This window comes from Paenibacillus amylolyticus (assembly GCF_051136285.1).
Lineage (GTDB): Bacteria > Bacillota > Bacilli > Paenibacillales > Paenibacillaceae > Paenibacillus > Paenibacillus amylolyticus_F.
Genome location: NZ_CP194938.1, coordinates 503591 through 516558 on the forward strand (window position 1 = coordinate 503591; position 12968 = coordinate 516558).

Below are 12968 nucleotides of genomic sequence, written 5' to 3' on the forward strand. Positions count from 1 at the left end.
GAAGGTTAAACCCTTGAGGGTATCCATGGATCAACTCACAGCGAGCTAAATAAAATAAAGGAAAGTTAACATTGGTGGGTGTATGTGCATATCTTAACTCATCATTGTGTTGGAGGGATTGGCATGTACGCACCGTATCCTTATTTTTATAGAAAACCATTTATGCCCGTGTGGGCGACATCGACAGATGAAGCTCTTCGATTAATTCAATCGGCTGTTCAAGGTGAACGAAATGATGAACTATTCTACGATGCTCTTATTCGCATGGCTCCTGATACGTACCAAGCAGCAATCATTACAGGCATTCGCGATGATGAGCGCGGGCATAATCAAATGTTCAGAGAGATGTATAAAGACCTCACAGGTCAGGAGATCACGGGCGGAAGTACTGAATCACCGGAAACTGTTACATCTTATTTGGGTGGTTTGCAAAAGGCGTTTCAGGGTGAACTTGCCGCAGTTGAAAAGTACAGAAAGATATGGTTTGGTCTCCCTTACGGCATATACAAAGATACCGTGTGGGGTATTATTCTGGATGAGCAAAAACATGCGGATAAGTACAATAATCTGATCATGTATAATATGCCCAAGTAATTTGAGGAATGCGGGCTTCTGCCTGTTAAACCTAATCCAGATCGATAAACAACCCAGATCCATAAGCAACTTCGTCAAAAAAACCAGTAAACATCATCGTTTACTGGTTTTATGTTACCTTGTCCCTTTTTAATTCAGAACAATATTACATGTATTCGTTGAGCGTTTCCTGCTCCGGCTCTGGTTCGACGTGAACGTGTACCGTATACACATCATGCTCTTCCAGCAGTTCATTCTCTACATCTGTACAGATGTCATGTGCTTGCTGCAAATCGAGATCTCCTCGAACGGTGATTACAACGTCAACCACGGCATTGCTGCCGTAATTACGCGCTCTCACATCTTTAACAGTCTCCACACCGTCAATTCCGGCAATCGTGTCCCGGTATTCCTGAATCAACTCTACATCGAATCCATCCGTAAGGTGGTGTGTAGCTTCTCTGAAAATATCCCAAGCCGTTTTGCAGATCAGCAAACCGACGATAATTGCCGTTACAGGGTCAAGCCAAGGCAGACCGAACTGAGAACCTACAATACCGATGACCGCACCGATACTCACCCAAGCATCGGAGATGTTATCCTTTGCGGCAGCCATAACGGCCTGACTTTTGATACGTGTTGCCAGTCTTTTATTATAGCGATAGACCAAAACCATAATAACCGAAGAGAAAATGCCTGTATATGCGGCAATAAGATCAGGAGATTCATGCTTGCCTTCGAACACAGAACCGAAAGCTTCGAACAATACTTGCAGTCCCACGGCCATCATGATAAAAGAAGCCACAAGAGACGCCACCGTTTCTGCTCGCCAGTGCCCATATGTATGATCTTTATCTGCCGGACGCTGGGCGAACCTTAAGCCAATCAGTACAGCGATGGACGCAACAATATCCGTCGCATTATTCAAGCCGTCTGCTCTGAGTGCTTCAGAGCCAGCAATTGTGCCAATCACCATTTTTAATGCGGTCAAACATATATAAGCGATGATACTGATGATCGCCCCTCGTTCCCCGAGTTTTAAGTTATCGTATCTTAGTTGATCCACGTTCTGTTCCTCCTGCAATCTTCAACTCTCGTAACACTTGTATGATGGTATCATTCAACATTTGTGTGGGTCTAGAGAAACGTTTTAAGTGTGAGCAAACATAATCTGAGAGCGGCAAGAGTTTAACGGGAATCCAAAAAAGTTGTGTATGGCAAACTTGTACGCTGTCTATATTTTAAAAGGTAAAGCGCTCTGTTCTATATCAATCTATAATCGACTCATAACGACATAAAAACCTGCCCACAATTGGGCAGGTTTGAAAAAAAGTGAAGCGTATGAAGTGGCTCTGTCAATCGATTTGAATCGGGCACTACATTAGTCTAACAAACTGAAGATGTGAATACTCTCGACCTTGGCATCCTTAATATGGAACGACATGACATCTACGTAGTTGGATGGCTCGTAACGGAAGTCATCCTCCTCGTCAGGTGCTCCATTACCTACCAGTTTCCCTTCAGGATACGCTTTTTTTAGTGTGTCTAAGCTGTCCCCTGCTTTAATATTTCGAACAGTTGTGTACTTGGGATCGGTAATTTTGATATTAAAGATCGAGTCTTGTTTTCCTCCAGGTACGCTGATGGTTTTAATCTCCAGACCAGGATACGTATATACTTTTTCCGTAAATCCGATTAAATTATCCATATTGGTTCCATCGCCGGCAGTATACGTATGAGATTTCATCTTATCCGGCTTGCCCAGCTCTTGCTCCATCTGCTCTTCATTCACTGTATCCGAAATGGCAATGGTTTGATTATTATAAACAAAAGCAAGCTCCTTCAACACTACATTACCTTCTTTTTGCACTGAGCCTTCCTTCACCACTTCAGAGCTCTGTCCTTCGGTACTTTCAGAATCTGATTTTTTTGAATCCGATGTACCTTCATCTTTACTTTGTCCGTTCGACGTATTTTGTTCAGCCGAGTTCTGTCCGGTTGCTGGTGACTTGGCATCAGTGGACTGACACCCCGTCAGAGCCATCGTTAGTAAAACACTTAGCAGGATAAAGCTCGCAGATTTCTTTGTTAATTTCATCATAATCCCTCCATAAATGTGTGATTTGTTCTTATGAAGTAATTATAGAAAAAACATTTGTTAGTCTCATAACAGAATTGTATCAGTCTTGTAACAACACCTGAATTGCACTTATATTTACGCGCGAGGCAGGACAATCGTCACGGTAGTCCCTTGTCCTAACTGACTTTCCACGTCAATATACCCATTAAAGCGCTCTACGATTTCTTTGCTAATGGAAAGGCCGAGACCTGAACCATTCGCTGTGCTTGCATTTTTCGCCCGGTAAAAGCGTTCCTGTACTCGCTCCAGCTCATCACCAGCGATGCCTATGCCTTCATCCCGTATCCGAATCCCCACCTCGTTTGGCGTATATTCCATCTCTATTTCAATCTGTGAATGACTGCCTGAATATTTGATGGCGTTATCCATAAGGTTGGCAATCGCATGAGACATCAGCATTGGATTTACGTTTGCATAGACTTTTGTCAGACCTTCACCTTCATCTGAGGTTTCGCCCTGCGCTTTATGAACTGTGATTTTGATTTCTTTATCCTTCGCCTTTCCTTCCATATTCATGGTAACTTGCTGAATCAGCGCGTTCATTTCCGTCTTTTCGACCTCCAGTTCGCTTGAACCCGTCTTGTCGAATCGGGATAACAATAACAATTCATTGATCAAACGGGTCAGCCGATCTGATTCCTGCAGCAGATGCGAATAGATTTTTTGCAACTCTTTGTTCTCATGTTCCCCTTCATACAGGTACTGAGAGAAACCACGAATCGCTGCCAACGGTGTTTTTAACTCGTGAGATACATTGGAGACAAATTGTTTCTGGTACTGAATGTAATCGTGAAGCTGCCGTCCCATGGAATCCAGTCCATCCGCGAGCATACCCAGCTCATCCTTGCGGTTCAGATGAACTCTCCGAAATTCCTGTCTGGAGAAACTTTGTGCAGCACCAAGAAGCACTTTAATCGGTTTGGTTGTACTGCGTGCAATCCACAGGCTGGCTAACGTAATCAGCACAATGAATCCGCCTGCCCCGGCAAACAGAACATAACGGATTTGATCCATGATAGCATAAAAGTACGAAATGTCCTCCACGAATTCAAACACATAAGCGTTTTCGTAAAACTGATTCTGAATGGGAGTCGCAAAATAAAGCAAATGATTATCTGTTACAGTGTAGACATAGTTGCCGTTCAGAGCTTTTTCAATATTTTTCACGAAAATATGTGGTTTTCCATCATTAATGATGATGCCCTCTACAGCTAAGCCCAGTAGCTGCTTGGAACTGTCATAGATACGCACTTCCTTGCCTGATGCTTTCAGCTTCTCCAGAGCAAGTCTGACGATTTCTTTCGTCTGCGGCTCCCCTGATGATGATCGATGCTGTGCCAGCACTTCACGGAAGGACAACTCCGACAGATCTGCCTTCTCCATCATTTGTTTTTCAATGGTAATGAAGCTGTAGTAATCAATAGCTTTATTGACGGCAAATATGATAATGCCAAAGGACAGCACGGAGAAAAATAAATAATTCAGCAGTAACCGGGTTGCGTACTTCAGGCCTCGCCACCTCCAAGCTGATAACCAAATCCATAAATCGTTCTCACATATTTCGGTTCGTCCGCGTTATCCTCCAGCTTCTTCCGTAATCGCATGATGGTCATATCCACACTGCGACTGTCTCCCATAAAGTCATAACCCCATCCGATCTGTAAAAGCTCATCCCGGGTGTAAATTTTGTCAGGCCTCCTGAGTAACGTCTCCAGAATTTTAAACTCTTTGGCTGTTAACGAGACAGGCACATCATTTTTCAGCACTCTACGGCTTTCCAGGTCAAATGTCAGCTCTTCATGTATGATGCGTGTGGCTTCCACTGCTGTGACTTCACTCGTGTCCTCCCTGTTATCGTTTCTTCTCAAAATCACCTTAATGCGGGCAAGCAATTCCCGATTATCAAAAGGTTTGGTCATGTAATCTTCCGCACCAAGCTCAAGCCCGAGTACCTTGTCTATAATCTCATTTTTGGCAGAAAGCATAATTACAGGAACCGCACGTTTCCCGGTGATTTCCTTGCACAAGTCATATCCGGAGCAGTCTGGCAGCATCAAATCAAGCACCACCAGATCGGGTTGAAAAGAACCCAGCAATTGCAGTCCGGTTTTGCCATCCTCTGCGGTCTGCACCTCGTAGTTCTCTCGCCTTAGTACGAGCTCAATTAAATCTCGAATGGCGATTTCATCATCAATGACTAGAATTTTTTTCAAAAGGATTCCTCCTGTTCGGCATATCCATGCATTCGTTTTTTTACATTCTCTATCGTACACGAACTCAATATGTCTACTATAACAATGCTTTGGCAAAAAAACATCGGGTTCCAGGTTCAAGTTCGTCTGCTTCATACATAACTTAAATAAACCAACAGAAAGGAGACAAATGCATGGATCTTTTATGGGTACTCATCGTCGGTGGTCTTATCGGTTGGTTAAGTGGAAATTTGATTGGGCGTGATGTGCCGGGAGGCGTGATTGGAAATATTGTCGCAGGCTTTATTGGTTCCTGGTTAGGAACAGAGCTGCTTGGTGCAAGAGGGCCTGTGCTGGGAGGATTTCATATCATTCCCGCGATTGTGGGAGCGATTATTGCGCTGCTGATCTTTTTTGCTCTAGCGCGTGGCGGTGCATTCCGAAGACGTTAAAAAAGTTAAAAGACTCCAAAGGTTAGGCCATTTCGGTTTAACCCTTGGAGTCCTTTGTAATTAAGAAATTATTCTAATCTTTTATGTTCTAGGGATTGAGCTTACTAAACCATTCTTTCAATGCCTGAACGACCCTTTTAAGCTGCTCTTGCTCTGTGATCTTGGGCTCATTGTCTCCCTTTTGCATTCCGTATGAGCCAAATTGACCATGGTTGCCGCCTTCAATACTTACAAATGTTGTGTCATTAGGAAGATTGGATTTGGCTTTTTCCCACGATTCCCAGTTCAGAACACCATCATTGCTTCCCGTAATTTGAAGTGCGGACAAGTTCGAGCCGATCCCCCAGGTTTAGCGTAATCTTGTCACCAATCGCTGGTTTCGAAGTGAAATTATTCAGGCTCCAGGATGACAGGATGATTTCATTAGGTTTTTGCGGCAGATGTCCATTCTCCAATTGAATTTGAAGCTTGGACATGGCTTGTGAATCGTATCCTTTCACATTCAAATAACGATACGGCGCAGCAAACGGGTTTTCGTTTTTCTCCTTTTCACTCGTGGAACTTATGATTGCATAACCAATACGATGAATGACTCCTGCACTGCCTATGGCGGCCTGATTCACGATGCGGGGTACGTCGTTGCCTGAAACCCCGTTAAATGATACCTCATAATCACCGTAATCCTGTGTCGCCTGACGGACCAGCTTGTCCTGATAACTCATGGCTAGTGTTCCGATCGCCGTAAGAAGAGTGACGGATATTCTATTAAAGGTGACATTTGAAATACAAGGAGAGGGATTTGTGATACGGACATGTGATGATATGGGTTGGGGTGGAAAAAACAAAAAAAGACAACCGATACATGCATCGGTTGCCTGTGACGAGTAGATAGAAACAGTTAAGTCTTGCTAAAAGTACAGTGTTTCGTTTGTTTTCTCTCCCGAGAACTATTTTATTTCACCAGCTTCTCCGGATTCTTCACCTTAATGGAAACGACCTCACCGCAGTTCAGGCAGATCGTATATACACGTTCAGAACCAAGTGACATCTTTTTATCCAAAGGACGTAAATTAATAAAATCGGTTGCCTCCACAAAGGATGTACCTCCACAGTCGTTACAAGTCTTAGATGTTGTTGTCATATTCAATATTCCCCTTTCTACTTATGTAATTTCAATCCTAATTTTAATGCATTCTCATTCTTTCTTACATAAACTTATCACCATCGGACTTGAGGGTTGAAACAACGTTTGATCCCAGTTCGCATACTGTTTCTCTACCGTAAAACCTTGCTTTTCCAGCAACTGCTGCAGTGTCTGCACATCAGTAAATCGACAAGCAATGCGTGACGTCGTTTGACGATGTTCCCAGTCCCGAATGGTCGTCCAGTGCATAATCTGGTTCTCGGCATCATACGTCTGGCTACCAGATACCTTGACCGTAACACCATCCATATCAACAAATGTACCCCAGCTCTCTTCCTCTTCATCCGATAGATCATTGCCGTCCGGATTCCGCATTTCAAATGCGAATATTCCACCGGGTTCCAAATGTTTATATACGGTTTGCAGCAATGCTTGCTGATCCTCATCGCTGAGAAATGCCTGAAATGCATTTCCCGTCAGAAAAATCATAGAGAAGCGCTGATCGGACTCAAACGTGCGTGCATCTGCTTCGATAAAAGCAACCGGCAGATCCTTCGCTTTGATCCTCGCATACGCGAGCATGGGCTTTACGATATCTACACCTGTTATACGAATACCCCGTTCCGCTAAATGAAGTGTGGTTAATCCGGTTCCACAAGCAAGCTCCAGCACATGTCCCGGATGTTTCTCAGCCAGTTGAAGAAAGAATTCGTATTTGTCCGTCTCTCCGCCAAATTCCAGATCATAATTCATCGGATCCCGATACTCTTCCTGATTGTTGTGATCAATCAATATGTCTCACCCTTTTCCATCAAAAATGTATTTACAACAGGAATTATAACACACTATAATGATTTACATTGAGTAAAGGTTAACGATGTGTAAACCATATAAAAGTGTGTAAATGATGGAGAAGGAGAAATTTAAACGTATGAGTTCGATGACACAATCCACCCGCTTTCCGATGTTCATTCTCATGTTAAATCTGTTTATTGCTTTGTTGGGACAAGGGATGCTGATCCCGATTTTACCGGAGTATCTCAAGCTGTTCCATGCTGGAGGCACCGTTGCCGGATTTTTGGTCGCAGCCTTTGGCGCAGCCCAGTTTCTATTTTCGCCGCTGGGAGGACAATGGGCTGACCGGTTTGGACGTAAAAAGCTGATTATGGCCGGAATGTTTCTTGTGGTCGTGTCCGATCTTATTTTTGCGGTATCGACATCTTTGCCTCTCCTCTATATCGCTCGTTTCATCGGAGGAATCAGTCTAGGTCTGATGGTTCCAGCCAATCTGGCTTATGTTGCTGATATTACAACTCCGGAGACCCGTTCCAAGGGGATGGGTTATTTCGGTGCATCGATGAACCTGGGTATGGTGCTTGGGCCAGGTCTTGGCGGTTTTATTGCCGAGATGGGTGTGCGTATGCCGTATTTCGTCGCTTCCGGTTTGGGTCTGGTTGCCGCACTGCTTACCCTTCTTTTGCCCGAGACTCTTCCACCTGAAAAAAGAATACTCTCTTCTTCGAAGAAAAAGGGTTTCGCTATGGGCGAGCAAATCTGGAGTTCATTCAAGGTTCCCTATTTCGGATACTTGTTGATTATTCTAGTGATGACCTTTGGTTTGATGAGTTATGAGACGGTCTTCTCCCTTTTTGCGGAAACCAAATATGGCTTCACTGCTTCAACCATCTCGATTATCATTACCATGGGAGCTGTTATCGGCATCGTCATCCAAATCTGGTTGCTGGACTTTTTTGTGAAACGCTTGGGCGAAATCAAACTCATCCGTCTGTCCTTAATCATGACCCCAATTGCCCTTTTGCTTATGTTAATTAAGGTCAATCTGGTATTTCTGTTATTTGCATCGGCGCTTTATTTTGCATTTAATGCATTTCTGCGGCCAACCGTCAGCTCCCTGATATCCAAAAGTGCCGGGGATCGTCAAGGTTATGCATCAGGTCTGAATACGACGTATTCCAGCTTAGGAACCGTCTTTGGACCACTTGTTGCCGGTCTGCTGTTTGACAAAAACGTGAACTTTCCGTATATTTTTGGTGCCTTTATGTTACTGGCAGCATTATCACTTACGATGAGCGGACAACGTTTCAGGAAAGGAAACCGATATGCAAACGAATGAGAATTGGCATCAGCAGTTAAAAAATCAGAATCGGGATGAACTGATCGAAGCGGGTAAGCAACTTTTTCTAAAACACGGTTTGCTTCAAGTTAAAATCAAAGACATTTGCGCTGAAGCAAATCTAAGCCGAGTGACCTTCTATAAGCATTTTCAGTCGATCGATGAGCTGCTGCTCACCATTCAGATGCAGTTGGTTGAATCCATGACACAGCATGTTGGACAGGCTGCAAGCTCAAGTGGTAGTGGCCGTGAACAGCTTGCAGCGATGCTGAACGCATGGGTTTCTTTTGCCAAGATGAATCCCGACCATATTCGTTTTATTCAACTATTCGATATCAATTATGAGGTGGTTCATTTTCAGCAAGAACTGAAAGACACCTATGAACGGTTTATCCAAAACGGTAAAGAGAACCACTTCCTGCTTCAAGCATTAGTCTCAGGAGTTGCCGACGGCAGCATCCGTAATGCTACCCCTCCGCTTAAGCTGGCGCAGTTCATATTTACGGTGATGATGGGTATGCTTCAGAAGATGTTTACACACCGCTCACATAAGCTTCATCAATTGGATGATCAGATGACGAGACAGTTAGTTGATATGCTGCTGCATTATGTAAGCAATGAGCACACGAGATCGTAATTAAACAAAAGAAACCCCCACCTCATGATTACTTCTTAAAACCATGAAATGGAAAGGCTTCTTTCTTTATTTATTTACATTATTCTTATTATTTATATGAAGGACAGTTTATAAACTGGTGAGATTCATCAAGCCTTAGACCCGTGATTCTTTCAAAAGCTGTTCAAAAGCAAGAATGTTTGTCTTAAACTCAGGTACGTTATGTGCCTCTTCTGCGGCTTGAACCAGTTTAACCACCATATCATTATACGGTGTTGCAATCCCGGTACCTTTAGCCTTGCTCGAAACTACGCCGTTAATATAATGAATCTCCGTTTTACGTTGTTTCTCCAGATCCTGCAACATGCTCGCTTTAAGCAGTCTGGAAGGTTCCATCACATGACGTAACGTATGCATACGTGCGGGGATTTCCTTTTCGCTCTGCAGCTCTAGTGAAGCCATATCGAATCCGTTCATGGTGACAAAAGAAACACCATTCGCATGTCCGACCTTGATCGTTTCGTCAATGATATGAACCGCACTTCGAATACCAGCTTCATGATCCAGAATATCTCCATACGTGCCATTCAGTGCCGCAGACAATCCGCTAAAAGCATTGTTGATCAGCAGTTTTGACCATTTCGTTCCTACCAGATTATCCGAGATATGTGTACCGCCAACCAGATCCAGCACTTCTTTTACACGCTGAATTCGCTCGGTCGTCTCTCCATTCAATTCTCCGATCTGGAATGCGTACTGCTTGAATTGAGGATACGCCGTGGTCAGACTGGATACGCCGGGTTCCATAAATGTAGCGCCAAACTCAACCGAACCCGCGATGACCCGTTCAGCTCCAACGATCGATGCCACGTTGTCTTCCGGAATCCCGTTTTGCAGAGAACATACGACACTGTCTTCATGCAGATATGGAAGCAATTCTTTCAATACAGACTCATTGTACAATTGTTTCGTTAACAACAGCACAAGATCATATTGGCCAGACTTTTGTTCAGGGGTGATTGCCTTAACTTTGGCCTGAAACTCGGTCGTTCCGGTTACTTTTGCTCCTGTCTGATTCAGAACATCGACATGTTTCTGATACGCATCAATTAACTCCATATCCATTCCGCCATCTGCCAGATAAGCACCCACGATGGTTCCTAGTGACCCTGCACCTACAATTGCAATTCTCATATGTGTTGCCTCCTTATTTTTCGTCCAGATAGTTATATACAGGTTGGGCTGCATTCAAAGTTAAGTTCGTCAGGATATGCGAAGCGGACACCACTTCAAGCACTGGCAAATCTGCCAAAGGTGCAAGTGCATGCTCAAACAGTTGCAGGCGAGCTGGCCCAGTCCAAGCCTCCTTCACCTCGATATCGGTAATTTGGGTACGGATCAAGTCGCAGATGCGCAGATTCCCGGTATAATCTGTAGCAATTTTGATCATAAAATTGGGACGGCAGATTTCTTTTATCGCAAGCTCCTTGTCCATCTCCACATGTTTGAAACCCATCGTTGCTGTTGCTACGCGTAGTGAACCATAGTCGAGTGTGCCCACGAGTGTGTCAGAGTCCGTATACAGCTTGGGAGCACCGAGCTTTTTTGGATAGGCCGTTAATTCTCGTCCGCTCGCAATCGCGGGAAAGTTGTCCACGTACATGGAATGCACATAATCCCCATCTTCTCCATTGAACTGTACCGGAATAACCTGTCCAGCTTCGGTGTATGCGCCAAGTCCAGATACATCCGGCATCCACATCACTTCGAATTTCACGAGTGGTTCGGTGATTTGCAATGGCTCGGGAACGGCTGCGCGTAGAGCTTTTTCATCTGTTCGGTAGATAATATTCAGGTACTCACGGTTGACGAATTTATAAGGTGGCATGGGATATGCCGGAGCCGTTAAAGGTGTGTTCAGGTTTTTTGCAATATTGTGCACATCGATTTTCATGAAAAAGACACCGCCTTTACATTAATGATTGGTTGATTGTGTTATTTGTTTGCTATAAATAAAGTCTACAACTTTCTTTAAATTTAATATAATACATAATAAGTACTATATATATTTATTAAAATAAATAAGGGGTGTATATAAATGGAGCTGCTCCAACTAAAATATTTTCAAACTGTGGCTTATACGCAACATATCTCGAAAGCTGCTGCTCAGTTAAATATTGCCCAGCCTTCACTTAGTTTAACGATCAAGCGCCTGGAGGACGAAATTGGTACACCCCTCTTTCATCGAAAAGGCAGGAACATCGAATTGAATGCAGCGGGAGAAATTTTGCTGAAGCATGTCAACCGGATTTTTATTGAACTGGAAAATGCAAAGCTGGCCATCCACCAAAAAGATGACGAGCTGTCAAAGTTAATCCGTATTGCGATCTCGAATTCGAGGTTTCTATCGGGGCTAATTAGTGAATATATCGAAGTATGTCCAAGCGCTCAGCTCCATCAAGGGATTGCAAGCCGTAGTGATATTAGGATGCAGCTGAAAAAAGGAGATATTGATCTGGGGATCACGGGCCACCCCATTCAGGATGAGGAGATTGCAAGCCGTGTGCTTGTTGAGGAACATATTGTGCTTGTCCTGCCTTACGCCCACGCTTATGGCGCGGAAAAGGAAATTTCATTACATGCGGTTGCCAACGAACCTTTTCTGTCTCTCGCCAATAATGATGAATACAGCCGATTTACCACGATGTTATGTGAGAAGGCTGGTTTTGTTCCACATCTGGCTTTTGAGGTTGATTCACATACATTGGTCGAGATTATTAGGCTAGATCGGGGTGTTGCTTTGCTGCCGGTCTCCGTCTGTCGTAATCTTGGACTGCACTATGTACCCATTGCTGACGATGCCGTGGTTTATCCAATCAGCTTGTCATGGGTGAGACATCGAAACTTGTCGCCGTACTTGGCACAATTTCGTGACTTTATTGTCTCGTACTATGCATCGAATGCATCGATGTTTAAGATTTGAATAAGGAAGGTACTTGAACACGTACTAGTAACCAGCTTCTACCGCTTCATAGTAACAACAAAAAAGCCGCTAAATTAGCGGCTTAAGAATTTCAATATAACAATTCATGGTCTGATCTGCCCGATCCTCTTCTCTCTACTTCCATTATAACGTTTTTAAAAATTAGATAACAGACTGTTTTTTTCACCAGTGCCTGCACTATACTGCTAAATACAAATCTATAAAGTTGGGGTGTGTCATATGGACGACAAAAAAATGGTTTTAGATCCAGGTTCTTTTTTTCATGGTACCAAAGCAGAACTGAACATTGGCGATTTATTAGAGCCACAATTTTTATCCAATTATCAAGACAAAAAGTCAAATCACATTTACTTTACTGGAACATTAAATGCTGCCAAATGGGGTGCTGAACTTGCCAGATCGAGTGCAAAAGAAAGAATCTACATTGTCGAGCCATTAGGAGAATTCGAAAATGATCCCAACGTAACGGATAAGAGATTCCCGGGAAACCCTACGCGATCCTATCGTTCTAAATCTCCGTTAAAAATAGTTGCTGAATTAGCCTCATGGGAAAGACACACCGATGAAGAGATACATCATATGACTTCATCTCTGAAAAAGTTAAGTGATGAAGGAAAAAATGTAATCTATGATTAATGTATGAACGAGCTGATAATAAAAAAAGGAGTGGCCTGTTTTTGTAGGCCCTCCTTCTTTTGCTTTGCATGACATAA

The 12968-nt window shown here is 43.5% G+C and carries 16 protein-coding genes; 6 read left to right on the forward strand and 10 right to left on the reverse strand.

The features are described 5' to 3' along the window. The first annotated feature begins 123 nt into the window (after positions 1–123). A complete protein-coding gene (locus tag ACR8BL_RS02275) occupies positions 124–594 on the forward strand; it encodes a ferritin family protein (RefSeq protein WP_434751106.1) in 471 nt (156 codons plus the stop codon). A 145-nt stretch (positions 595–739) separates the two neighbouring features. On the opposite strand, the gene ACR8BL_RS02280 is transcribed toward ACR8BL_RS02275, so the two are convergent. The 4 genes from ACR8BL_RS02280 to ACR8BL_RS02295 all read right to left on the reverse strand — a co-directional run bounded on the left by ACR8BL_RS02280 (position 740) and on the right by ACR8BL_RS02295 (position 4926). Further along, on the reverse strand, positions 740–1639 hold the full coding sequence (locus ACR8BL_RS02280) for a cation diffusion facilitator family transporter (RefSeq protein ID WP_434751107.1): 900 nt from the start codon (positions 1637–1639) through the stop codon (positions 740–742). A 315-nt stretch (positions 1640–1954) separates the two neighbouring features. Beyond that, the gene (locus tag ACR8BL_RS02285; RefSeq protein ID WP_434751108.1) at positions 1955–2674 is read right to left on the reverse strand and encodes a hypothetical protein; all 720 of its coding nucleotides are present in this window, start codon (positions 2672–2674) and stop codon (positions 1955–1957) included. A 114-nt stretch (positions 2675–2788) separates the two neighbouring features. Next, positions 2789–4177 carry a sensor histidine kinase gene (locus ACR8BL_RS02290; RefSeq protein ID WP_434751109.1) on the reverse strand — a complete coding sequence of 463 codons (1389 nt, stop codon included), beginning with the start codon at positions 4175–4177 and terminating at the stop codon, positions 2789–2791. A gap of 41 nt (positions 4178–4218) precedes the next feature. Further along, positions 4219–4926, reverse strand: a complete 708-nt coding sequence (locus tag ACR8BL_RS02295; protein WP_434751110.1) for a response regulator transcription factor — start codon at positions 4924–4926, stop codon at positions 4219–4221. 173 nt (positions 4927–5099) lie between these two features. Between ACR8BL_RS02295 and ACR8BL_RS02300 the strand changes: the two genes are divergently transcribed. Then, the gene (locus ACR8BL_RS02300) at positions 5100–5357 is read left to right on the forward strand and encodes a GlsB/YeaQ/YmgE family stress response membrane protein (protein ID WP_434751111.1); all 258 of its coding nucleotides are present in this window, start codon (positions 5100–5102) and stop codon (positions 5355–5357) included. Between the two features lie 88 nt (positions 5358–5445). Here ACR8BL_RS02300 and ACR8BL_RS02305 read toward each other — a convergent pair whose 3' ends face one another. The 4 genes from ACR8BL_RS02305 to ACR8BL_RS02320 all read right to left on the reverse strand — a co-directional run bounded on the left by ACR8BL_RS02305 (position 5446) and on the right by ACR8BL_RS02320 (position 7293). Beyond that, positions 5446–5685, reverse strand: a complete 240-nt coding sequence (locus ACR8BL_RS02305) for an alpha/beta hydrolase (protein WP_434751112.1) — start codon at positions 5683–5685, stop codon at positions 5446–5448. Next, positions 5654–6079: a hypothetical protein gene (locus ACR8BL_RS02310; protein WP_434751113.1), complete on the reverse strand. Its 426-nt coding sequence runs from the start codon at positions 6077–6079 to the stop codon at positions 5654–5656. Before ACR8BL_RS02310 ends, ACR8BL_RS02305 begins: the two co-directional genes overlap by 32 nt. Positions 6080–6309: 230 nt before the next feature. Further along, positions 6310–6498 (reverse strand): hypothetical protein, encoded by a 189-nt coding sequence (locus ACR8BL_RS02315; protein ID WP_434751114.1) that lies wholly within the window; start codon positions 6496–6498, stop codon positions 6310–6312. Positions 6499–6552: 54 nt separating this feature from the next. Further along, positions 6553–7293, reverse strand: coding sequence for a class I SAM-dependent methyltransferase (locus ACR8BL_RS02320; RefSeq protein ID WP_434751115.1), 741 nt, complete (start codon positions 7291–7293; stop codon positions 6553–6555). A 139-nt stretch (positions 7294–7432) separates the two neighbouring features. Here ACR8BL_RS02320 and ACR8BL_RS02325 point away from each other — a divergent pair, with 139 nt between their 5' ends. Both ACR8BL_RS02325 and ACR8BL_RS02330 read left to right on the forward strand, forming a co-directional pair. Continuing rightward, entirely contained in the window at positions 7433–8635 is a 1203-nt protein-coding gene (locus tag ACR8BL_RS02325; protein ID WP_434751116.1) for an MFS transporter, read from the forward strand. Next, the gene (locus tag ACR8BL_RS02330) at positions 8622–9272 is read left to right on the forward strand and encodes a TetR/AcrR family transcriptional regulator (protein WP_434751117.1); all 651 of its coding nucleotides are present in this window, start codon (positions 8622–8624) and stop codon (positions 9270–9272) included. The genes ACR8BL_RS02325 and ACR8BL_RS02330 overlap by 14 nt, the downstream gene beginning before the upstream one ends. Before the next feature lie 135 nt (positions 9273–9407). Here ACR8BL_RS02330 and ACR8BL_RS02335 read toward each other — a convergent pair whose 3' ends face one another. Together ACR8BL_RS02335 and ACR8BL_RS02340 are read right to left on the reverse strand one after the other, a co-directional pair. After that, the gene (locus ACR8BL_RS02335) at positions 9408–10445 is read right to left on the reverse strand and encodes a ketopantoate reductase family protein (RefSeq protein ID WP_434751118.1); all 1038 of its coding nucleotides are present in this window, start codon (positions 10443–10445) and stop codon (positions 9408–9410) included. Positions 10446–10458: 13 nt separating this feature from the next. Beyond that, the gene (locus tag ACR8BL_RS02340; RefSeq protein WP_434751119.1) at positions 10459–11205 is read right to left on the reverse strand and encodes an acetoacetate decarboxylase; all 747 of its coding nucleotides are present in this window, start codon (positions 11203–11205) and stop codon (positions 10459–10461) included. A gap of 144 nt (positions 11206–11349) precedes the next feature. On the opposite strand from ACR8BL_RS02340, the gene ACR8BL_RS02345 reads away from it, so the two are divergent. Both ACR8BL_RS02345 and arr read left to right on the forward strand, forming a co-directional pair. Then, on the forward strand, positions 11350–12234 hold the full coding sequence (locus ACR8BL_RS02345) for a LysR family transcriptional regulator (RefSeq protein ID WP_434751120.1): 885 nt from the start codon (positions 11350–11352) through the stop codon (positions 12232–12234). A gap of 240 nt (positions 12235–12474) precedes the next feature. Further along, positions 12475–12891 (forward strand): NAD(+)--rifampin ADP-ribosyltransferase, encoded by a 417-nt coding sequence (arr, locus tag ACR8BL_RS02350; protein WP_434751121.1) that lies wholly within the window; start codon positions 12475–12477, stop codon positions 12889–12891. The last annotated feature ends 77 nt before the right edge of the window (positions 12892–12968 follow it).